This window comes from Bacillus sp. FSL W8-1127 (assembly GCF_038006725.1).
Lineage (GTDB): Bacteria > Bacillota > Bacilli > Bacillales > DSM-4216 > Bacillus_O > Bacillus_O smithii.
Window position 1 is genome coordinate 393,480 of record NZ_JBBOVU010000001.1, and the last position, 23,471, is coordinate 416,950.

At 40.7% G+C, this 23,471-nt stretch carries 17 protein-coding genes; 9 read left to right on the forward strand and 8 right to left on the reverse strand.

Annotated features, from left to right (window positions below):
• Positions 1 to 251: 251 nt before the first annotated feature.
• From serC to ltrA (NST12_RS01935), 3 genes are all read left to right on the forward strand, one after another.
• Positions 252 to 1,361 (forward strand): 3-phosphoserine/phosphohydroxythreonine transaminase, encoded by a 1,110-nt coding sequence (gene serC, locus NST12_RS01925; protein WP_048622534.1) that lies wholly within the window; start codon positions 252 to 254, stop codon positions 1,359 to 1,361.
• Entirely contained in the window at positions 1,348 to 2,523 is a 1,176-nt protein-coding gene (locus NST12_RS01930; RefSeq protein WP_048622535.1) for a phosphoglycerate dehydrogenase, read from the forward strand. Before serC ends, NST12_RS01930 begins: the two co-directional genes overlap by 14 nt.
• 723 nt (positions 2,524 to 3,246) lie before the next feature.
• Positions 3,247 to 4,509: a group II intron reverse transcriptase/maturase gene (gene ltrA / locus NST12_RS01935; RefSeq protein WP_003354109.1), complete on the forward strand. Its 1,263-nt coding sequence runs from the start codon at positions 3,247 to 3,249 to the stop codon at positions 4,507 to 4,509.
• 124 nt (positions 4,510 to 4,633) lie between these two features.
• Here the strand turns inward: ltrA (NST12_RS01935) and NST12_RS01940 are convergent, their stop codons facing one another.
• The 4 genes from NST12_RS01940 to NST12_RS01955 all read right to left on the reverse strand — a co-directional run bounded on the left by NST12_RS01940 (position 4,634) and on the right by NST12_RS01955 (position 8,959).
• Complete coding sequence (locus NST12_RS01940) at positions 4,634 to 4,939, reverse strand: PqqD family peptide modification chaperone (RefSeq protein ID WP_244878059.1); 306 nt, start codon at positions 4,937 to 4,939, stop codon at positions 4,634 to 4,636.
• A 26-nt stretch (positions 4,940 to 4,965) separates the two neighbouring features.
• Positions 4,966 to 6,852 carry an OPT family oligopeptide transporter gene (locus NST12_RS01945; protein WP_341100109.1) on the reverse strand — a complete coding sequence of 629 codons (1,887 nt, stop codon included), beginning with the start codon at positions 6,850 to 6,852 and terminating at the stop codon, positions 4,966 to 4,968.
• 224 nt (positions 6,853 to 7,076) lie between these two features.
• The gene (locus tag NST12_RS01950) at positions 7,077 to 8,282 is read right to left on the reverse strand and encodes an efflux RND transporter periplasmic adaptor subunit (RefSeq protein ID WP_341100110.1); all 1,206 of its coding nucleotides are present in this window, start codon (positions 8,280 to 8,282) and stop codon (positions 7,077 to 7,079) included.
• 17 nt (positions 8,283 to 8,299) lie between these two features.
• Positions 8,300 to 8,959, reverse strand: coding sequence for a hypothetical protein (locus NST12_RS01955; protein WP_004439591.1), 660 nt, complete (start codon positions 8,957 to 8,959; stop codon positions 8,300 to 8,302).
• Positions 8,960 to 9,211: 252 nt separating this feature from the next.
• On the opposite strand from NST12_RS01955, the gene NST12_RS01960 reads away from it, so the two are divergent.
• Together NST12_RS01960 and NST12_RS01965 are read left to right on the forward strand one after the other, a co-directional pair.
• Positions 9,212 to 9,775, forward strand: coding sequence for a 3D domain-containing protein (locus tag NST12_RS01960; RefSeq protein ID WP_327798044.1), 564 nt, complete (start codon positions 9,212 to 9,214; stop codon positions 9,773 to 9,775).
• A 1,067-nt stretch (positions 9,776 to 10,842) separates the two neighbouring features.
• Positions 10,843 to 11,871, forward strand: a complete 1,029-nt coding sequence (locus tag NST12_RS01965) for a LysM peptidoglycan-binding domain-containing protein (protein ID WP_341100111.1) — start codon at positions 10,843 to 10,845, stop codon at positions 11,869 to 11,871.
• Positions 11,872 to 12,285: 414 nt separating this feature from the next.
• Here NST12_RS01965 and NST12_RS01970 read toward each other — a convergent pair whose 3' ends face one another.
• Positions 12,286 to 13,440, reverse strand: a complete 1,155-nt coding sequence (locus NST12_RS01970; RefSeq protein WP_341100112.1) for an MFS transporter — start codon at positions 13,438 to 13,440, stop codon at positions 12,286 to 12,288.
• Between the two features lie 123 nt (positions 13,441 to 13,563).
• The gene (locus NST12_RS01975; RefSeq protein ID WP_048622542.1) at positions 13,564 to 13,974 is read right to left on the reverse strand and encodes a helix-turn-helix domain-containing protein; all 411 of its coding nucleotides are present in this window, start codon (positions 13,972 to 13,974) and stop codon (positions 13,564 to 13,566) included.
• A gap of 221 nt (positions 13,975 to 14,195) precedes the next feature.
• Here NST12_RS01975 and NST12_RS01980 point away from each other — a divergent pair, with 221 nt between their 5' ends.
• The 3 genes from NST12_RS01980 to NST12_RS01990 all read left to right on the forward strand — a co-directional run bounded on the left by NST12_RS01980 (position 14,196) and on the right by NST12_RS01990 (position 18,600).
• Positions 14,196 to 14,693, forward strand: a complete 498-nt coding sequence (locus tag NST12_RS01980) for a hypothetical protein (protein WP_341100115.1) — start codon at positions 14,196 to 14,198, stop codon at positions 14,691 to 14,693.
• A gap of 326 nt (positions 14,694 to 15,019) precedes the next feature.
• Positions 15,020 to 17,044, forward strand: coding sequence for a penicillin-binding transpeptidase domain-containing protein (locus tag NST12_RS01985; RefSeq protein ID WP_082142224.1), 2,025 nt, complete (start codon positions 15,020 to 15,022; stop codon positions 17,042 to 17,044).
• A gap of 530 nt (positions 17,045 to 17,574) precedes the next feature.
• Entirely contained in the window at positions 17,575 to 18,600 is a 1,026-nt protein-coding gene (locus NST12_RS01990) for a C40 family peptidase (protein ID WP_048622544.1), read from the forward strand.
• Positions 18,601 to 18,898: 298 nt separating this feature from the next.
• Here the strand turns inward: NST12_RS01990 and tagU are convergent, their stop codons facing one another.
• Entirely contained in the window at positions 18,899 to 19,837 is a 939-nt protein-coding gene (gene tagU, locus NST12_RS01995) for a polyisoprenyl-teichoic acid--peptidoglycan teichoic acid transferase TagU (protein WP_048622545.1), read from the reverse strand.
• A gap of 926 nt (positions 19,838 to 20,763) precedes the next feature.
• On the opposite strand from tagU, the gene ltrA (NST12_RS02000) reads away from it, so the two are divergent.
• The gene (gene ltrA, locus NST12_RS02000; RefSeq protein ID WP_048622546.1) at positions 20,764 to 22,029 is read left to right on the forward strand and encodes a group II intron reverse transcriptase/maturase; all 1,266 of its coding nucleotides are present in this window, start codon (positions 20,764 to 20,766) and stop codon (positions 22,027 to 22,029) included.
• 539 nt (positions 22,030 to 22,568) lie between these two features.
• Here ltrA (NST12_RS02000) and NST12_RS02005 read toward each other — a convergent pair.
• Positions 22,569 to 23,471 (reverse strand): accessory Sec system S-layer assembly protein, encoded by a 903-nt coding sequence (locus NST12_RS02005; RefSeq protein WP_048622547.1) that lies wholly within the window; start codon positions 23,469 to 23,471, stop codon positions 22,569 to 22,571.

Below are 23,471 nucleotides of genomic sequence, written 5' to 3' on the forward strand. Positions count from 1 at the left end.
CCGTTTTGGATTGCAAAAGTAAGCAGATGGCTTCCGAATCTGGGCATGATGAAAGCCGCCTTTTCGGAAGAAATGGGAGGGAGAAAGTTTCCTATAAAAATAGACATCCGTTTCTGCTGTGAAAGCACAACTAAATGAGTTTTCTTGCAAGTGGATCTTGATAGTTGGAGTATTTTGGCGTATAATTTTTAAATATTATTATAGTATAAATTTTCAGAATTGAAATCACAAGTAAAACGAGGAGAAGTGGAATGGAGAGAGTCTTTAATTTTTCTGCAGGTCCGTCGATGTTGCCGTTGCCCGTTTTGGAAAAAGTCCAAAAAGAATTGCTCAATTATCGTGGAACTGGGATGTCTGTAATGGAACTCAGTCATCGATCCAGTGCATTTGAAGAAATTATTCAGGAAGCAGAAGTTTTGCTGCGTGAATTAATGAGCATTCCTGACAATTACAAAGTGTTATTTTTGCAAGGGGGCGCTTCTTTGCAGTTTGCGATGATCCCCATGAATTTGCTTGTGAAAAATAAAAAAGCGGATTTTGTACATACAGGATCATGGTCGAAAAAAGCCATGGCGGAAGCAAAAAAATTCGGCGAAGTTCGTGTTGTCGCCTCTTCAGAAGATAAGAAATTCAGTTATATTCCATCCTTGGATCCGGCTATGTTTTCCGAGGATGCAGATTATGTCCATATTACGACGAATAATACCATTGAAGGAACTTGTTATTTCTCAGTTCCGGATACGGGAAGCATCCCTCTCGTTGCGGATATGTCTTCCAATATTCTTGCACAGGAATATGATGTGTCAAAATTTGGTCTGATCTATGCGGGAGCACAAAAAAACATTGGCCCTGCCGGTTTGACCGTCGTCATAATACGGGAAGATCTCATTGGAAACGCACCTGAGAATTGCCCCGTCATGTTAAACTATCAGACCCACAGTGATAAAGGTTCGTTGTATAATACGCCGCCGACGTTCAGCATTTATGTGGCAAAACTTGTTTTTGAATGGTTGAAAGAACTGGGCGGGGTATCCGTGATGGAAAAAATCAATCGAGAAAAAGCCCAGCTGCTTTACGAATTCTTGGATCAATCCGAGCTATTCCATTCCCCTGTGGAAAAAGAAAGTCGCTCATTAATGAATATTCCTTTTACACTGCCTTCTGAAGAATTGAACGCTCAATTTATTAAAGAGGCAAAAGAGCAAGGATTGGAAACATTAAAAGGCCACCGTACCGTCGGAGGAATGCGTGCAAGCATATATAATGCAATGCCGATTGAGGGAGTAAAAAAGCTGGTGGAATTTATGAAAAGCTTTGAGGCAAAAACAGCTAGGAGGAATAGAAGCAATGTACACAATTAAAACTTACAACAGCATTGCCGAAAGTGGTTTAAATATTTTGCGCCAAGAAAATTTTACGATTAACAATGATGCCGACCAACCGGACGGCATTATATTGCGTAGCTATAATTTGCATAATGTTGATATTCCGAGGAGTGTAAAAGCCATTGCGCGTGCAGGTGCGGGGGTGAACAACATTCCGGTGCAAGCTTGTTCAGAAAGAGGAATTGTGGTTTTCAATACGCCTGGAGCCAATGCAAATGCTGTGAAAGAACTGGTATTGGCTGTATTGCTTGCTTCCTCACGGAACTTATTTGATGGCGTGGAATGGGCGAAAACGCTTCGGGGGCAAGGTGATCAAGTTCCTTCCTTGGTGGAAGCAGGTAAAAAAGAGTTTGTCGGAACAGAGATTAAAGGGAAAAAATTAGGGATTATTGGCTTGGGTGCCATAGGGGCCCTGGTGGCTAACGATGCCCTCGAACTCGATATGGAAGTCATTGGATTTGATCCGTTTATTTCCGTCGATACGGCTTGGAACTTGTCGAGAAACGTCCAAAGGGCTATGAACATTGAACAAATTTTTTCCGCATGTGACTATATTACCGTTCATGTGCCGCTTACGGATCAAACGAGAGAAATGTTCAATCGAGAAGCATTTAGCCAAATGAAGCCAGGGGTACGGATTTTGAATTTTTCTCGTGGAGAACTAGTAAACGAACATGATTTGAATGAGGCGATTGAAAAAGGGATTGTGGCTAAGTATATAACGGATTTTCCAAATGACCGCATATTGGACATGAAGAACGTCATTGCAGTCCCGCATCTCGGAGCTTCCACGAAAGAATCGGAAGAAAATTGCGCCATCATGGCCGCCAAACAGTTAAAGGATTATTTAGAAACAGGGAATATTAAAAATTCTGTTAACTTCGCCAATGTAGAGCTCCCTTATGTCGGCAGAAAAAGGATTACGGTGATCCACCAAAATATTCCAAATATGGTGGGACAGATGACTTCCATTTTAGCAGAAAGCCATCTCAACATTGCCGATATGCTGAATCGAAGCAAAGGCGAGTGGGCTTATACGTTGATTGATATTGACAATAAAGTGAATGGCGATGTGCTGCCAAGTGTAGAAGCAAGAATAAAAGAAATCAAGGGAGTTGTGGCTGTTCGGTCCATTTGATCTGCCAGTTTAAAAGATTTTAGAAAATAGAAAATAACCTAAAGGCGACGTCACGATCGATGGATAGGGAGTTTCAGGCTTAAACTGTTATTCTAGTATTCTTTCTTTTAATCTTTCGAGGTTTATTAGCAAAAAAGTTCACGGAACATATGGATTCCGTGAACTTTTTTGTATGTGCGCCCGGCATGTACATGAACTATAGGGTGTAAGTCCCGAACCCCGAAGACAGAAGTAGAGGTTAGCCAAGAGCAAGGGTGTCCGTGGTGACGCGGAATCTGAAGGAAGCTGGAGGCAAAACACCGGTCCGAGGAACACGAACCTCATATAAGGCTAGGTATGATTGAGTGAGTTTGCATAACAAAACAAAGCTCTTTCTGTCGAAGGTCATATCGAGTAAATGAGGCGGATAGATGGTGTGAAAGTGCATGTACTTACCCGGGGAGGTCTGGCGGATATGTGAAGTACTCTTCATAACCTACTTAGTGATAAGTAGCTGAACCGTCAGAAGTCAGCAGAGGTCATAGTATTAGTTGGTCTAGAACAACTAAGAAGGACCGAACAATTAAGAGAGAATAGCCCTTGGTATTCAGTGAGTCATGATGAACACAGAAAACGTAGTACCTCACTTGAGGGAGGAAGCGGTGAATCCCGTGGGAGACCTCTTGGAGGGTGGAGTGACCACTGGCATAAGAAGATAAGCTATTCACGGAAGGAAGAATAACAATGCTTTTGAATCAAATCCTGTCACGGGAGAATATGCTTTTAGCTTTACAAAGAGTAGAAAAGAACAAAGGTAGCCATGGAGTAGATATGATGCCCGTACAAAACCTACGTCAGCACATAGTCGAAAACTGGATATCCATTAAAGAAGCAATTCTCAAGGGTACCTATGAACCAATGCCTGTTCGAAGAGTCGAAATCCCGAAACCTGATGGCGGTGTTCGGTTACTAGGTATTCCAACCGTAACAGACCGTTTGATTCAACAAGCAATTGCCCAAGTATTATCGAGGATATATGACCCTATGTTCTCCGAACATAGTTATGGGTTTCGTTCAAATCGAAGTGCTCATGACGCAGTTAGGAAAGCAAAAGGCTATATCAGAGATGGTTATAGATGGGTAGTAGACATGGATTTAGAAAAGTTCTTCGATCGAGTGAATCATGACAGGCTGATGAGTACATTAGCCAAGACTATTAAAGAAAAGCCACTATTGAAGCTAATCCGCAAATATCTACAAGCTGGTGTCATGATTAATGGTGTGGTATCTAGGACAGAAGAAGGGACGCCGCAAGGTGGCCCCCTAAGCCCTTTACTTTCGAATATTGTACTAGATGAACTAGACAAAGAATTAGAGAAAAGAGGGCATAAATTTGTTCGTTATGCCGATGACTGTAATATTTACGTGAAGTCAAAACGGGCTGGTGAAAGAACCATGGCTAGTGTCAAACGATTTATTGAGGGAAAACTTCGTCTAAAAGTCAACGAGAAGAAATCTGCGGTTGACCGACCATGGAAACGAAAGTTTCTAGGATTTAGTTTTACACCTTCAAAAGAGCCAAAAGTTCGGATTGCCAAGCAAAGTCTAAAACGAATGAAGAAAAAGGTGCGAGAAATCACGTCAAGAAAAATACCATACCCAATGGAATATCGGATTAAGAAACTTAACCAATATCTACTTGGATGGTGTGGATATTTTGCATTAGCAGACACAAAGAGTATCTTTGAAGATTTGGATGGCTGGATTCGACGAAGACTCCGGATGTGTTTATGGAAAAACTGGAAGACCTCAAAGACCAGGATACGCAACCTCATAAAACTAGGAGTTCCTGAATGGAAAGCTTATGAATGGGGGAACAGTCGTAAAGGTTATTGGCGAATCTCAAAAAGTCCCATATTACACAGAACCCTTGGAAACTCCTATTGGAGTAACCAAGGGCTTAAAAGTCTACAGAAACGTTATGAATTCTTGCGTCATTTATCTTGATTGAACCGCCGTATACGGAACCGTACGTACGGTGGTGTGAGAGGACGGGAGTTAATCGCTCCCTCCTACTCGATTTACTGATCAAAATAAAGGAGAATGCCTTCGCACTCACATAATATGGATACTATTTTTCTTTCCATTTGAGCCAGTCATAGGATTCCAAGATGGACAGGAACGTGACTAAGCGTTCCAAAACGGGGGAGGCTTTGTCCCCCAGCTTTGTTTCTACGACATTCGCAAGCTCTAAAACTGTGCTTTTCCCGTCTATATGTCGGATGACAAAGAACCCTAAGTCATCCAATTGGATTTTTCTTTCTGACGGCTGCTTTAAAAATCGGACGGAAAATCGTTCGATCAGATTAGTACGTGGAACGATTAAACTCTGATTTTCATGGTCGATCTTTAGATTGTCTTTCAGTACCGGCACCATTTCCAAGAGATTTTTCTTCCGCCGGATCATTTTTTAGCCAGCCCTTTTTTGCTGGTAGAAGCCATGTATAACATCACGCATATGATGATAAATAAAAGAAGAGGCAGCCATTGGTTTTCGGTTGCTACATTTTCAGGAACCGGCACCTTCAGCCAAATTAAAATTGCGATGATCACGCCGACGAGAGATTCTCCCGCAATCAGACCGGATGCAAAAAGAACTCCTTTTTCGCTGCGTTTTTCTTTTTCTTCTTTCGATTTTGAAAGTACTTCTACAAGCCAGCGGACGATTCCTCCTGCCATAATCGGAACGCTTGTGTGAACCGGCAAATAAATACCAACGGCGACGACAAGGGAATTCAATCCTAAAAATTCAATCACGATTGAAATGGAAGCACCGATTAATATCAGTTCCCAAGGCAAGTTTCCACCCATAATTCCTTCTACTAATATTTTCATCAACATAGCTTTTGGAGCAGGCAGAGCAGCTGACCCCATCGTATAGGCTTTATGCAGCATCACAAGGATGAAGCCCATTACAAGACCGGAAGCCAAGACACCGATCATCATGGCAACTTGTTGTTTCCACGGTGTTCCTCCGACAAGATAACCGGTTTTTAAATCTTGGGAAATATCACCTGCTACGGCCAGTGCCGTACAAACAATGGCAGCGACAGTAAGGGCTGCAACCATTCCTTCTTTTCCGTGATAACCTGTCAGTTTAAAAATAAGCGTGACGATGAGCAGTGTGGCGATCGTCATCCCAGAAACCGGAGAAGAAGAACTTCCAACGATTCCGACTATTCTGGAAGCGACAGTTACAAATAAGAAGCCAAAAACGGCGATAGCGAGCGCTCCGAGAATTCCTACCTTCACAAACGGGTCAAGAGCAATGATAACGATGAGAACGAGTGCACCTAAAATTACGTATTTCATCGGCATGTCCCGATCGGTTCTGTCTAAGGACGCTTGGCCATTCGATCCATTGGAAAGATTTTTAAATGTGGCAGCCGCGGTTTGATATAATGTCGGGATTGATTTGGCCAATGTAATAATCCCGCCGGCTGCAACCGCACCTGCACCAATATAGCGGATGTAGTTGTCCCAAATTCCCCACGCATCCAAATGTTTAATCGGTTCTGTCGATGGGAAAATGGCATGGGTGCTATCTGCACCGAAAAATCCGATGAGAGGAATGATGACAATCCAAGCAAGCAATCCTCCCGCCAACATTTGACCGGATATACGAGGACCAATAATATAGCCAACACCGAGCAGAGCTGGATAAACATCCGCTCCCACTACCGCATTTTTAAATTTATATATGCCGGTTTCAATTTCTGTTTTAAACAGCTTAAAGCCGTCTCCCAAAGCTTTCATCAAACCGCCGATCAAAAGACCGGACGCAACCATGATGGCATTCGATCCGCCTTTTTCACCTGTGATTAACACTTCGGCACAGGCTGTTCCTTCAGGATAAGGCAATGTTTCGTGTTCTTTGACAATTAACATACGGCGCAGTGGAACCATCATAAAAACGCCTAAAAAGCCCCCTGTCAGAACAATGAAAATCAGCATGGACTGACTGATGGGGATATCCCATAAAAAGAGTGCCGGAATGGTGAAAACGGCGCCCGCCCCAAGCGCTTCACCGGCAGTTGTCATGGTTTGCACGATATTATTCTCTAAAATAGAATCTTTTCTGAAAATTCCGCGCAAAATTCCCATGGAAATGACAGCTGCAGGGATGGAAGCTGATACTGTCAAACCAACTTTTAAACCTAGATAAGCGTTCGCGGCTCCGAATAAAATGGATAAAACAATTCCTAATATAATCGCTGTGACAGTAAGCTCAGGCAGCGACTTTGACGCCGGAACGTAGGGGACGAATTTTTTTCCGTTTTTTTCAGACATAGACAAACCCCCTGAATATTAAATTTTGTTAAAAAATTAAAACGGATTTTAACCTAAAACGGATATAATTATACTCTTTTTTCTTCTTTCAATCAAGACAAGCGTCTCGACATGATCATTTCCATTCATAACAGGAAAGGCGGCCGTCAACATGTTATATAGAAAAATAGATTTCTTTCATTCTATATAACATGTTTTGAATTGGCCAACCATTCATCATTATTTTAGGAAAGTACACCTAACATAAAATAAAGGAGCATATCTTTTTTGCGTATGTTCTGAATCGCTTTTTTATCAGCATCAGTGAATTTAAGCGGTGTAATAAAAGGAGAATTGACTTTCTGAATATCCTGTGGATGTGGAAGGACCGCTTCTCCTTGTTTTACACCTCGAATGATTTCTTGTTTTTGTCCGACATGAATCCCCTTCGTTATTTCACGTTTTTCTACGATTCCTTTTCGGTTGAGAACGAGTACGTAGTTTTTCTTATGATCTTGAAAAACGCTGGATGATGGCACCATTAACGTACTTAAAGATTCTTTCGTTATGATGGTAATGTTTGCTTTTGAACCGGGTAGAAGAGGTTCGTTTGAATCTTTTACATTGAACAATTGGGCTTTAAAAGGATAATAGCTATTTTTATGTACAGAAGGTTCATTTTCCGGATAAGAGTCTACTTTTATGATTTTTCCTGTATATTGTTTTTTCTTTGTATCAACAGAAACTTTGACTTTTAATCCTTCTGTTACCTTTTTGCGCTGCTTTTCGTTCAATACCCCTTGAACGGCCGGTTTCAAGGAGCGGATCGTTACGATTGGGTTGTTTAATCGATCGTCGATTTTTTCTACATAGCCTGCATAAGGACTTTTTACAGTAAGTTGTTGTTTTCTTTGATCAAGTTCACGGAGAAGAGTATCATACTTTTTCACTTCTTCTTGTAATTTGCCGATTTCCGCTTGCTGTTCTAATATTTGACTTTTAACTGTTACCTCAGCAGCGCTTGGCGTTTGATCAGAGCTTTTTAGAGAAGATTGTATGTTTTGTAACTTTTGCACTTCCTCCGTGACCAGATCTATTTCTCTTTGTGCCTGCTCTTTTTCTGCCAGCCATTTTGCTCGTTCTTCTTCTATTTCAGCCGGCGAATATTGAAAGAGTTCCGTCCCGGGAGAAACTTTATCCCCTTTTTCTACTAAAAACTTGCTGAATTGCCCCATGGAAGGATCGAAATAGACCGGATATTCCTCTTGTGGTGTAATAACGCCCGATGTATGGAATGTTTCAGCCAGATTGCCGATTTTGACCCGCGCCCATTTGTCTATCCACTGCGTTTTCTCGATTTTGCTATCTTTTTTAAAAATCAAGTAAAGATTGCCTGCTATTAAACAAGCACACAAAACGGCGATGATCATATTTCTCGTTGTTTTTCGCACGATTCTGCCCTCCTATCTTAAATAAGTTTTTCGATATGTATGGAAGTGAAGAAAGCGGTAAAGGCCCAAAAGACAATAGATAATCCTGCGATCACAGCCGCAATATAAAGCGGTTTATGATCCGTCATTCTTTTTAAGAATCGATATTGCAGGACTAATGTCCAAATTTGGAAAAGAGAGATGCTTCCAAAAAAGCGAATAAGGATCGAATGATCGGTCAAATAGCGAATCGCCGTTCCTAATGCGAAAGGAGAATAGTACCATTTCAATCCGTATAGAAACTCAAATGGCAAAAGAATAACCCTTTCTCCTATCAGAATGGTTAGAACAAAAAGCTGCAAGACAAGTGCTTTGCGGAAGTCTACTTCCATTAAGCCCCAAAATAACAATGACGGAACGACTAACACTAACAAAACAAAGAGGATGCCCCAAAACACGCTTCCTAAAACAAAAAAGACTTTTCTTGCAGCCAATTCATTTGCGGTCCAATCCGCTAATCGATGAGAAAGGTCTTCGCTTCCAATGCCAAGGCAGCTGCTTACAGCTGATAGAATGACGCTAATCACCAGCAAAATGATGATTCGACTGCTTAACCCTCGGATGGTTTCAGCTTGTTCCAGCTCATAAAGCACATTCCGAGTCTTAAAAACTCCCTTCCAAAGCTTTACTTGATACATAGTTGCAACATCCTCCATAACAGGTTATAAATAACAGCAATTATTTATTATATAGAAACGGCAAGACACATACCAGACGAATATACCATAATCTCTGTGTGTGACTGCCTCCTCTTTCTACTATTATAACCAATTATTCTATCATGTTAAGAAAATGAAACATTTACGTAATAAAAAGATAATGAACTGTAAAATCACTAGTAGTTTAGTCATGATAGAATGATACTCGTTAATAGAAAAGGAGGTTATGGTGTGAAGAAAGCAATTGCCGCTCTCTTTACTGCAGTAGTATGTTTCAGCTTTGCTCATTCCTCGAATGCGGCAAGCACGACATATACTGTCAAAAAGGGAGATACATTATGGAAGATTGCCAATGCTTATAAAACGACTGTCGATAATATAAAAAAATGGAACCATCTAACATCTAACAACATTACTGCAGGAACGAAATTAATCATTCAATCTAGTTCGACCGCAACAGCCAAGAATACGTCTACAACATCCGCCGTAAACTCTACTGCGGGAAAGAAAGTGATCGTCGTTAAGGCCACTGCTTATACAGCATCTTGCAAAGGATGTTCCGGCGTTACAGCGTTGGGAATCAACTTGAAAAAAAATCCGAACGCGAAAGTGATTGCAGTGGATCCTAAAGTTATTCCGCTCGGTTCAAAAGTATATGTGGAAGGATACGGCCAAGCAATCGCAGCCGATAAAGGATCTGCTATTAAAGGAAATAGGATCGACGTGTTTGTTCCATCCCTTCAAAGTGCACGTAATTGGGGAGTAAGGACAACGAAGGTGACGATCTTACAATAAATTTTCTCCGTTTATCTTGATCGTGTTAGCTCATTTCGTGTGAAATCTTGGCTTCTCACGAAATGAGCTAAATTGTTGGGCGAACTCCTGCCCACGGGAGTGAACGCAGCAGAGAAAACCTATTAAAAATCGAATTTCAAACGTCTGGAAGCAACAAAATTCCAGACGTTTTTATGTGCGCCCGGCATGTACATGAACTATAGGGTGTAAGTCCCGAACCCCGAAGACAGAAGTAGAGGTTAGCCAAGAGCAAGGGTGTCCGTGGTGACGCGGAATCTGAAGGAAGCTGGAGGCAAAACACCGGTCCGAGGAACACGAACCTCATATAAGGCTAGGTATGATTGAGTGAGTTTGCATAACAAAACAAAGCTCTTTCTGTCGAAGGTCATATCGAGTAAATGAGGCGGATAGATGGTGTGAAAGTGCATGTACTTACCCGGGGAGGTCTGGCGGATATGTGAAGTACTCTTCATAACCTACTTAGTGATAAGTAGCTGAACCGTCAGAAGTCAGCAGAGGTCATAGTATTAGTTGGTCTAGAACAACTAAGAAGGACCGAACAATTAAGAGAGAATAGCCCTTGGTATTCAGTGAGTCATGATGAACACAGAAAACGTAGTACCTCACTTGAGGGAGGAAGCGGTGAATCCCGTGGGAGACCTCTTGGAGGGTGGAGTGACCACTGGCATAAAGAGAACAGCTATTCACGGAAGTTATAAAGACTTGCGTCAATTATCTTAATTGAACCGCCGTATACGGAACCGTACGTACGGTGGTGTGAGAGGACGGGAGTTAATCGCTCCCTCCTACTCGATTTTTTCATCAAGTAGAAAAGGCATTTCATCTACTAATCTGTTTGGAATGACCATGTATTACCAATTACTTCTTTTTCCATCTGAGTTATATCAATCCATAATCATTACATGAATGTTACAAAGAAAGGGGAAAAAGGGGAAGTGAAATGATCGCGTAACATAATGGCAAGGAAACGTAATCGGTTTTTAAAATCACAGTGCTGTTTTTCATGTTAAAATGAACCTCGTCAGTGAATAAAGGAGGTTAATTACGTGAAAAAATCTGTAATTGCTCTAGCAGCCGCAACGATGTTATCAGGTGCTTTTGTTGCCGATGCATCTGCTGCTTCGTACAAGGTGGAGCGAGGAGACACATTATGGAAGATTGCACGTGAACATCATACTACTGTAGATAAGTTAAAGGAAATGAATCACCTTTCCTCTGATTTAATCTTCCCAAATCAAGTCCTAACTACTTCGGATATACCTGAGTATTATACAGTTCAAAAAGGAGATACATTAAGCAAAATCGCCAAAGCTTACGGTATGTCTGTCCAAACTTTAAAATCAATCAATCAATTAAACTCTGATCTTATTTTCCCGGGAGATCGCATTGTACTAAACGGTTCAAAAGCAGTTCAGCAGACTGTTGAGAATAAATCGGTACAACAACCTGTTCAAAGTCAGGCTGCACAGCAACCTGTTCAAAATCAACAAGCTAATCAAACCGGTCAAACTGAAACAAAAGCGACAACAGCAGCTGTTCAACAGCAAAATACAACGGCACAACCAAGCCGGTCTGTACAGCAATCTGAACAGCCGGCACAAAATGCTCAACAACCGGTACAAAAATCTCAACAACCGGTACAAAAATCTCAACAACCGGTACAAAAATCTCAACAACCGGTACAAAAATCTCAACAACCGGTACAAAAATCTCAACAACCAGCTCAGCAAGTTCAATCTCAGCCGGCACAGCAGTCTAATACACAACCAGACAATGCTGCTCAAGGAGAAACCTTTACTATGACGGCCACAGCTTATACAGCTAATTGCGGTGGTTGCTCCGGTGTAACAGCAACGGGAATGAACTTAAAAGCCAATCCGAATGCGAAAGTCATTGCGGTTGATCCGAGCGTCATTCCATTAGGAACAAAAGTATATGTTGAAGGATATGGTGAAGCGATTGCCGGGGACACTGGTGGAAGCATTAACGGAAACAGAATCGACGTTTTCGTTCCAAATGATCAACAAGCTCGTAATTGGGGAGTTAGAACGGTAACAGTAAAAGTACTTAAATAATAAGGAACTTAAATTGGGGGGAGGAACCATGCCCTCCTTCGAAATCATTTGAGATGACACCCTTGATAGATGAATTGATTTTCCTGTTGGCACATGTGTTCTATTGTAGTAAAAGAGTAGATTTTGAAGCAGAATAAAAAAGACCAGTCACGCTGTTTGTATATGGATAAATGAATGAGAATACTCGTCCTTTTTGGATTCTCAATGGATAGCCACAAGGTTTAGGTTGGCTTACTATTGAGAGTGGCGAAAGGACGAGTTTTTTTATGGAATCCTTTTGATCGAAACAGAACCTGTAAAAGCAGCCTTTTAGATGAAAAACGAAACTTCAAATAGGCTTGCTTTCAAAATTCCATTGGAAACGTAAAATCGAGCCGGGGGGCTTAATACTTTATTGATTTCACAATTAATGTTTTATTCTTTCACGGGATGCATTTCGAATTTTCGGACCATCATCAGTGCGATAAAGAGAGAAGGTATGACCGCTGCTGCCATTCCGGCAAACGCCAACCCAGCCGACTTGGAGTAGAGATAGCTTCCCAGAAAAGTGAAGACGCTGATGCTTAGCCCCATAGCTAGAGAGGCATAGATGCCTTGAGCCGCCGGAATGAGTCGATTGTCTAATTCCTCATGAAGAAGGCGTATAAATGCGTAATGGGCAAGTGCAAATGTAAGAGAATGCAGAAACTGGGTGAAAATAAACATCCATACCGTTGGCACAAGATAGACAAGCCCCCAGCGCACGATCGAAGCCGCCGCGGAAATGGCAAACATGCGAGAAGTGGAGACTTTTTGAAAAAGGCGATCCGCCGTCATAAAGAACAATGTTTCAGCAAGGACGGCCAAGTTTAAAATCATGCCACTCCAAAAATCTCCGGCATTCAATTTTTGTAAATAAATAAATCCGTAATTATAGTAAGAGGCGTGGGCTCCTTGAATAAGGATACATACTACCATTGCCGCCATAAACCGTTTGGATCGAAACAGAGGCAGATAGGAAACCGACTGTTCTTGGTGCTTGGCCATAAGCGATTTCGGAGTTTGGACATGAGCCGCAATGGCCATAAGACAACAACTAACAAACATGGTCCAAAAAATAGAACTCTCATTGTAAAAAGACAAAATTGCTCCGACGGCTACTAGTGCGGTCGCATAGCCGATGGATCCGAAAGATCGGCTGATTCCGTATTGAATTTGATCTGTCTTCATCATGATCGATCCTAGGCTTTCGGAAATTGCCAACATCATGGGATAGACAAAACTGAATAAAATCATGGCCGCCAAAATCCATCGAAAAGAGTGGACCGGCAGAAATAATAAAAGGATTAGTACAGAAAGCAAGGAAATCATTTTCATTTCATGACCGATCGCCATTTTCTTGCTTAAAAATGGGAATACAAAAAATGTACTAAATGCGCGGATCAATAATCCGACCGCAATGATCGTACCGGCGGCTTGAATAGAAAGCCCTTTTTCATTAATCAGCCAAGTATTCCAATAAGGAATAAATACTCCCCAAGTAAAAAAGAACAAGAAAAAATTAATCGACAACCAAGTTTGTGGTTTCAAAAGAATCCAACCTTCCTAGCATACTCTGAAAAAATTATATCGAAAAAGAAAAAGACTGTCATGAAATCGAGAATGTTTCCGAATTGCAAAAAAAGACGGACAAACCGTCTTTTTTAAAGGCTCTTACTTTAAATCTTTAATCGCCTCAAAAATTCTGAAAAGTACTTTAACTTTTTTTCTGGATTCTGCCTTTGGCAAGTAAGAAAGGTTGGTAATCATTTTTTTGATCTCCGGGTATTCTTCTACCATTTTTTCTACGCGCTGAAGTTCTGCTTCTTTTAATTTTTCCCGCAAAACTTCTGGAGTAGTGGAAGAGTATAAGTCTGAGGATTCAAAAAGCATTTCTGCGAAAAGATCAGAAGGGATTTCGTAAGCGGCTTTAAAATCTTTCAGCATGTCCGCGGTAATTTGAGCTCGACCATTTTCATACTTGGACAAAGCGGATTGCGAAAGCTTTAAACGAAAGGCTACTTCCTTTTGAGAAAGTTGTAAAATTTCTTCTCTATATTTCTTTAATTTTTCGTGAAAATGCATAAAGACCCACCTATGAAAGTTTTACCATGATTGATTATTAAGATAGCGATTTTTCTGTAAAAAGAACAAATAGTTTCCGAATTGAAATTATAAAATCCATTCCATTAAAGAATAACGAGCTGCTTCGACATGTTTTTCCTATATGATGGGAATAAAGGAAAATATATCTATTACAAAAGACTTATTTCTCAAATATTTTAAATGGGAGGGGGCGAGATCGAGTGGAAAAGGAGCAATCTTTTCTTATTTTCAATGGAAAAAAGAAAAATAGGGATTGCGTTCAGTTATTGTCTATATGTGGTTTTTACGATGTCATCACCAATATTTACTCTTCTAAGAAATTTTTTTATCGAATCCGTAACACGAATTATGTTGAATTGCCTCTTCACGAAGAGTACGATTCCTTTCTGTTAACAGTGGGATGGGGATTGGATGAGTGGACATTCAAAATGGAGATTTATTTAAATAAAAGGCTTATCAAACTATCAAACTTAAATGAACAGTGGGTCCCGGAAAGAGTAGTAGAAAAGGTATTAACCAGTTTTTTGTTGAAAATTGGAGAAGTTTTCTATTTTATCGCGTATCTTCCTCACCAAAAGCATTGCCTTCAAAGAAAAACCAAATTCCAGCGCCGTACTTCTCAGAAAGAACCTCACCGTTTATCAAGTTCTATTTATTTATCTTTAAACGTGATAACCCGGAACGATGCAAAAATTTAAAAAGAAACAACAAATTTCTTCAAATGACTTTTCCATTCAGTTCGAAACACAAGCATGGATTTATTCGTCCATCCAATTCTATCATTCCTTTTGGCTGCCAAACAGACAAGACGTTTCGTATGATGTACATAATGGTCACGAAAAGGGATGATTAGTGCTTAAAGCAAAAAATCAATTATTTCTTTAGACGAAAGCAGATATTCACCCGTTCATGACATTGTCTGGAACACGAATATTTAAATTTAAAGCGAGGCTGAAAGACGCCTCGCTTTTTTTCCTAGTTCCAGATTTTGATATAATGAAATGGGACGAAGGGGGGGATTAAATTGAAACGCTTTCGAAATCTGACGCCCGTTTTTTTGGTGCTGTTATTCGTTCTTTCCATGGCTGCATGCGAGAAAACACCGAGTCCGGAAGAACGGTTAGCTGATTATGTCAAGCTATGGAATGATCAGAAATTCAGCCAAATGTACCATGATTATTTAACGTCTTCCTCTCAAAAAAAATATAAAATAGTGGATTTCGCAGATCGGTATAAAACGATTTATAGGGATCTAGACGTGAAGCATTTAAAAGTGACTGTGTTATCAGCAAAAGAAAAGGATTGGAAAGATGCTGACCGGGCAGAACTGCCGATTGACGTAAAAATGGATACTGCTGCCGGTCCGATTCATTTTAAAAAGAATGTCCATTTGAAACTGGAAGAAAAAGAAGGAAAAAAGAATTGGTACGTCGATTGGAATACAACCTATATTTTCCCTGAGCTTGGAAAAGGAGACAAAGTCCGGCTTGAAACCGTCGAGGGAAAACGCGGCGAAATATTTGACCGAAATGGCAATGCCTTAGCCATTAATTCTAAAGGTTATGAGGTAGGGATCATTCCTAAACAATTTGGTCATGATGCCGGAAAAAAAAGTAAGCTTGCTCATTTGCTTGGGGTTTCTGTCCATTACATCGATCAACAGTTAAGCCAAAGTTGGGTGAAACCCGATTATTTTGTGCCGCTGAAAGATGTTTTGTATGATGATGGAAATATCAATCAATTGTTGAGTATTCCGGGCGTGCTGGCCAACGAGAAGCTTATTAGAGAATATCCTTATCATCAAGCTTTGGCCCATTTAACCGGGTATGTTGGCACCATCACAAAGGAGGAATTAGCAAAGCAAAAGAAAAAAGGATATAAGGAAGGCGATTGGATAGGAAAGCGTGGATTGGAGGAGCTGCTTGAAGACAAACTGCGAGCGATAAACGGCCAAAAAATAGTGATTGAAAAATCGGATGGCAATCAGGTTGTTCTCGCCGAAACGAAAGCAAAGAACGGCAAATCCGTAAAATTGACGATAGACGCCGAATTGCAAAAAGTCATATACAACCAAATGAACGGACAACCGGGGACCGCTGCGGCTATTGATCCTAAAACCGGGAAGGTTCTTGCCCTTGTAAGTTCACCGGCCTTTGATCCAAATGACTTTATTACAGGATTGTCTGAGAGCCGTTATCAACAGATGCAAAATGATCCGGCCAAGCCTTTTTTGAATCGGTTTGCAGCTACTTATGCTCCCGGTTCCTCTATCAAGCCGATTACAGCGGCGATTGGGCTGAAAACAGGAAAGCTGGATCCGTTTAAAGCGCGCAATATTAAAGGGCTCAAATGGCAAAAAGATGCTTCATGGGGAAATTATCACGTGACTCGAGTGACAGACCCAGGGAAACCGATAAATCTGGAAAGTGCCCTCGTTTATTCGGACAACATTTATTTCGCCCAAACGGCTTTAGAAATTGGAAAGCAAGATATGGAAAATGGGTTGAAGAATTTTGGATTTGAAACCAAGTTGCCGTTTGCTTTTCCTATCCGCTCTTCGCAGATATCGAACAGTGGCCATTTTGACAAGGAAAGGCTATTAAGCGACTCCGGATACGGTCAAGGTGAATTGTTAGTCAGCATGCTTCATTTGGCTTCCATGTACGGAGGCATTGTCAATCAAGGCACAATGATGAAGCCGATTTTGTATAGCGATGAAAAACCACAAGTATGGAAAAAGGACTTGATCTCTCAAAAAGATGCAAAAATTCTGCAGAAGGATCTGAGGCTTATCGTAGAAAAAGGAACGGCAAAAAAAGCGAATCATCCGTCTTTAAAACTGGCAGGAAAGACCGGAACGGCTGAATTAAAATCCAATTTTGGACAATCGGGAAAAGAGAATGGTATTTTCGTTGCCTATGACCAAAACAAGCCGAATATGGTTCTCGCCATTTTAATGGAAGGAGTCAATTCCAGAGGCGGCAGCAGTTCCGTTGTTCAATTATCCAAAAATATCTTTCTTCAATGGGAGCAAATGAACCCTCTATAAAGAAGAAAAGAGGCAGTTTCAAAAGAAACCGCCTCTTTTTTTAGGAATATCATTTTGCATACCATCCTTTTAAGAAGGAACAACAGTGGATATAAAGCCTTAAAAAGTGTGTTTTACTACATACTATAGACTGACAAAGAGATCCCTTTAGCGACACGAAATTAGCATTACGTGAACGCCATAAGATAACATATTCTCCAATTTATGTTGATCATACAGAAAAAAAGTAGTAATAATTACCAATATTATACAAAAATATGATCTATTTTTAGTAGATTTGGATAAATATGTCCTTTTTACCTTTTGATTTTTGTCGCTCTATGATAGTATATTGCTGTGTGTTGTTAAGAATATTCGACGAAATGTATGAAATTTCCAAAAGGAAATGACGAAAACATATCGAAACAGAAGTGTAGATCATTTTATTCTACAATTTTACACAGAATTAAAAAATTTTCAACTATTAATCTGTTAATATGACACTGAAAAAACCGATATTAAACGTGAATATTCAATTAGGGAGGCCCAAAATGAGAAAAGCATTATTTACTTTGTCCACAGCTGCGATTATCTCAGCAGGATTTGCTTCAAAGAGCGAAGCAGCTATTATCAATTATCAAGTTCGATCCGGAGATACATTATACAGCATTTCAAAAAAATATAATACAACGATTGATTCTATTAAAAACTTAAACCATTTGTCTACAAATACGATTTACGTTTCTCAAGTTTTAAAAATTGATGACGGGAAGAGTTCAACGCAATCTGTCAGCACCAGCTCGTCCAGCACGTCCTCTGGCACCGCTACATACACCGTGAAATCTGGAGATACACTTTCCAAAATTGCAAGAGCTTATGGGACTACCGTCCAAAATTTGAAAAGCTGGAACGGTTTGAGTTCTGATACCATTTATCCAGGACAGGTTTTAAAAGTGAAAGCTTCTGCTGCAGCTAGTTCAAGCTCGGGAGCTCAATCTTCCGGAACAACCAACTCCAATTCCTCTTCAGGTTCTAAAACCTATACCGTTGTTAAAGGCGACACACTAACCAAAATAGCTTCTAAATATGGTACAAGCGTTTCAGCAATAAAATCAGCCAATCACCTTTCTTCTGACACCATTTACGTTGGCCAAAAACTGATCATTCCTAGCGGCGCGGCAAATAGCAGTTCCATAGAGCAAACTGGAAGCAACATCAATACCGCAGTGGTTGCGGAAGCAAAAAAATATATTGGCGTCCCGTATGTTTTCGGAGGTTCTTCTCCATCGGTAGGATTTGATTGCAGCGGGTTTGTCTACTATGTATTTAACAAAGTCGGAAAAAGCATCCCACGAACCAGTGCGGAAGGATACTACAGCCGTTCCTACTATGTCTCCAACCCACAACCTGGTGATCTTGTCTTTTTCGATAATACATACAAACAAGGCGTCTCTCATATGGGGATCTACATTGGAAACAATCAATTTATTCATGCCGGAGGAGATCAAGTTCAAATCAGCAGCTTGAGCAATTCCTATTATCAAAGCCACTTCGACAGCTTCAAGAGATTTTATTAATTAGGAATAAGCCTGACCCTTTAAAACCTTGTGTAGAAGGGAGTTCCATGAATTGGATCCTGCCCTTTAGGTAAATGGGTCAGGCTTTTTAATGAAGTCGCGATTCAGGACTATGGAAAAATGTATGGACAAAATGATCTATAAAAGAAAATGGTCCAAATAAAGGAAGTTTTGAACCTATGATTGTGTAGAGTACGAGAGACCCCTAACAGGAAATGTTGTGCATCGGACGGATGTTTCCTGCTAGGGGTCTTTAATAGTGAGTGGTTCTTTGATTGGAATGATGGATTCCAATCCATTAATTTAGGTTTAATTGGTCTTTAAATATTTGGGAAAGGCGCTGTTTTTCTGAATCGGAAACGATATAGTAGTATACACCGTTTATTTTGGTACCTTCTCCTTTTATTTCGTTTTGCTGAATATGATTTCGGGCTGCTTTGTAATTTTTTTGGATTTTCATCATATCATCCATTGTTAAATTGGTTTTTACATTTTTTTGTAAAGCGTTTAAAATATCACCATATTTCCATAAGGAAGAGAAATCAATCCCTTTTGCGAGAATTCCTTCAAGGATTTGTCTTTGACGAAGCTGCCTTCCAAAGTCTCCGCGAGGATCATCATAACGCATGCGAGAATATTTTAAAGCTTGTTCGCCGTTTAAATGCAATGTACCTTTCGGAAAATGTTCTCCTTCATAAGTAAAATCCAAATCGTTTTGTACCGTTACTCCATCCACTGCATCGACAATATCTTTAAATCCTTCCATATTGACTTTAATGTAATAGTCGATCGGGATATCCAAAAATTTTTCCACTGTTGCAATCGACATCGGTACACCGCCAAAAGCATAGGCATGATTGATTTTATCTTCCGTTCCTTTTCCGACAATTTCTGTTCGCGTGTCTCGTGGAATGCTTAAAAGTTGAACAGACTGCTTTTTCGGATTGACGGCGGCTAAAATCATCGTATCGGAACGCCCTGTATCGTTTTGCCGCTCGTCTACACCTAATAACAGGACGCTAAACGGATCTTTGTTATCCAGCGACACCGGATGTGTACGTTTATTAGCTTGATCATGAGCAATCGGTGCATGCATGCTTTCTACCGCTTTGTTCACAGAATGGTAGATGGAGTACGCGTACACACCGGCACCCGCTAAAAGAATGGCTAAAACGGTAAGTAAAATTTTTAAACCGCGTCTTTTCTTTTTTTTATGTTTATGTCTATCGCTTCTCATATTCTCTTAAATCCCTTTCCTTCTAGTTTCTTCTCTATCTACAAGAATATCAAATATTACTGAAAGAACAATAGAAATGGTTATGATTTTTACTTTTTAGAGCATGGGCTGGTTCAAAAATTCAAGTGATTTTGAAGGAGCTGCGAATACTGTGAAAAGAATGTGCCATGGCGGAAAAAACAAATGAAATGTTATTATATGGAGGTAAATTGAGGCATTAGATGAAAATATTTCTTGTCAAAGTAAAAGGTTGTGGTACAATAAAAGAGTAATGTTTTCCGTTTTGTAATGTTCGAGAGAGAATGAGGCGACGGTTGGTGATGGCCGAAAAGGCACCTGCATGTATACACATGCAGGTGCCTTTTTCTTGTGCGCCCGGCATGGGTGTAATCTCTAGGGTGAAAGTCCCGAACCGCGAAGGCAGAAGTAGCGGCTAGCCTAACGCAAGGGTGTCCGCGGTGACGCGGAATCTGAAGGAAGCGAGCGGCAAACTTAGGGTCTCTCGGAACACGAACTTCATATAAGGCTAAGTATCATTGGGTGAGTTTGCAAGACAAAACAAAGCCCTTTCTGCCGAAGGTGATACAGAGTAAATGAAGCAGATGGATGGAAGGAAAGATTGCACCCTTACCCGGGGAGGTCTGACTGATACGCCAACTAAGTTGGCAACCAATTTAGCGATAGATTGCTGAACCGTCAGAAGTCAGCAGAAGTCATAGTACAAATAAGGTCGCTCCTTATTTGGAAGGACGGAACAATCAAAGAGGGTTTTCTACTCGGATATTCTAATGAAGCAATGACACAGACAATCCGAAACGGACTTGCTTGAAGAGGGTAGTGGTGAATCCCACGAGGGGCTTCAAGAGGGTGGAGCTTATATTAGGTCTATGGAAGAGAATAGAAAACACACGCAAGGAGTCATATTTATGAGAATGGAACAGGTACTATCACGTGAAAACTTATTAGAGGCACTTCACCGAGTGGAACGAAATAAAGGAAGTCATGGTGTGGATGGAATGAGTGTATCCGAATTACGACCGTACATGATGGAACACTGGCATGAAATCCGCACGTCTCTATTAGAGGGAACCTATAAACCACAACCAATCCGACGAGTCGAAATCCCGAAGCCGAACGGCGGTAAACGGAAACTAGGGATTCCTACGGTGATAGACCGTTTCATTCAACAGGCATTAAACCAAGCGCTAACACCCATATTTGACCCGGGATTTTCAGAGAATAGCTTTGGTTTTAGACCAAACAAGCAAGCACATCAAGCTGTGCGAAAAGCGAAATCCTACATCAAAGAAGGTTACCGCTGGGTCATTGATATGGACTTAGAAAAGTTCTTCGATCATGTGAATCATGATAAGCTAATGCATTTAATTGGCAAGAAAATAAGAGATGGAAGAATCCTTCATCTAATCCGAGAATTCTTGAAGGCAGGCATTATGGAAAACGGGCTAGTCACTTCAAACCTTGAAGGGACCCCCCAAGGGGGTCCATTAAGTCCGCTTTTATCCAATATAATGTTGGATCCATTAGACAAAGAACTCGAAAGAAGAAATCTTCGATTTGTAAGATACGCAGATGATTGTAATATCTTTGTCAAGAGTAGAAAAGCCGGAAAGAGAGTCATGGAGAACATGACAAACTTCATAGAGAAAGAGCTATCACTCAAGGTGAACAGGGAAAAGACGGCATTAGACCGCCCATGGAAACGGGATTATCTAGGGTTTAGCTTTACGTATCATAAAGAACCAAAGATAAGAATCGCTCGGAAGAGCATTCAAAAGATGAAACAAAGAATCAGGGAACTCACCAGCCGCTCCCATTCGATCTCAATGGAAGAAAGAATCAAAAGACTAAATCAGTACCTAATGGGTTGGTGCGGATACTTTTCACTAGCTGACACTCCTACTGTCTTTAAGAACCTTGATAAATGGATAAGAAGAAGGCTCCGAATGATGATCTGGAAACAGTGGAAGAAACCGAAAACGAAAGTGAAGAAACTCATTCAACTCGGAGTTCAACCATATAAAGCATATGAATGGGGGAATTCGAGGAAATCATATTGGAGAATCTCTAAAAGTCCCATATTACACCAAACCCTTGGCAACTCTTATTGGAGTAGCCAAGGGCTGAAAAGCCTGTATAGAAAATATGGTGAAAAGCGTCATTTATTTGATTGAACCGCCGTATACCGAACGGTACGTACGGTGGTGTGAGAGGACGGAGGTTCACACCTCCTCCTACTCGATTCCCTTAAAAAAGTCTGTAATCGGATTTATCTGGACTATGGATCCATAAGGAAAATGACCGTACCCGTTGAGGTTGAATAGGATGTTTGAGAACAGAGAATAAGAGAAGGGAAACGGGGAAAGTCAATGACTCCCAAAAAGGATTTTTCGTTTTAACGAAATGAACTGGAAATGGTGATGAAGTCGGACGGATTTATTTCCTGATTAAATGGAAAGTCTTAGGTTCATTCAGCTATAAAAGAGGAGATAAGTCCAAATTTAAGGTTATGGTTTAAAGCTGGAGGAGGAAAGAATCCCCTCTAATGGAAGTGTCACTGTATCCCGCATTAAGGGGCAGTAAATCCCTTTCATAGGATTGGCGGGGAAGAAGAACCCTTTGGGACTAACTGCCCCTAAAGGCCCGATTGGTTCAACTAACCATCAGAAGGGGAGTTTTTCTTCCCCTTCTGATGGAAGTTTCACAATATCGGCTAGTCCTGTTTTTGGATTACAACAGCCTTCCAAGAAGACAAGTCAGGAGCAGATTTTTTTATATTGTTTTTCGGAAAAATAAAGGTCCACGGTTTTGTTGTATTTGGCTTGATTTCCAATTGACCGATATTGAATTGCCCTTCAGCCGCAATGGCATCGTTCGCATCGATAATTCTCAGCGGAAGTTGTTGTATTTGAATCGCTTTTTCGTAGCCGTTTCGGATCAAGAGAGTCACGGCCAAATCTCCCGATTGCAGCATTTTGGCTTCTAATCCCATAAAATTGAGTTCATTTTTCTTTGGAGGCTCCAATTGGCTAACGAGCTGTTGGAGTTTTTTCTTTTCTTCGTCAGGCAAACTTTGTTCCCAAGAAGGTTCTAAATCGAGTTGATGTTGTTTTGTGCTTAAATCGAAGGCGAGTGTCCAGCCTTCTTTTTGCAGATGATCTTTCAACAAGGACTCTTTAGGGAAAACAAAAGTCCACGGTCGGCTGCTTTCGGCCGGGATTTCTCCTGCATCATGAAGGTTAAAGGTGTGTTTAGCCACAACTTCCCGATTTTCATCTAATAGAATAAGGGGAACTTCTTCCAATTGGATCGGCTTTTTTAATGAATTACGAATAAAGGCGGTCACCGAAAGCCCTTCGGGTGTTTCTTCCCATTGAATGCTGGACAGAGAAAGCTGATTGGGCTTCAGTGTTGGCAGCTCATTATTTAAAAAACGAAATACATAGTATTGTTCTTTTGAAACATTCCACAACGGGTGGATGGAAAGTTCGGTTTTCACTTCTGAATCTTGATCTCCTTGTTGTGGAGAGTCGACTAATTCAGCGGAGTCGATGGTATTAGTCAAGCCTTCTAATTGGATATCTTCTTTCTTTTTTTTTCGAAATAATGGAAACAT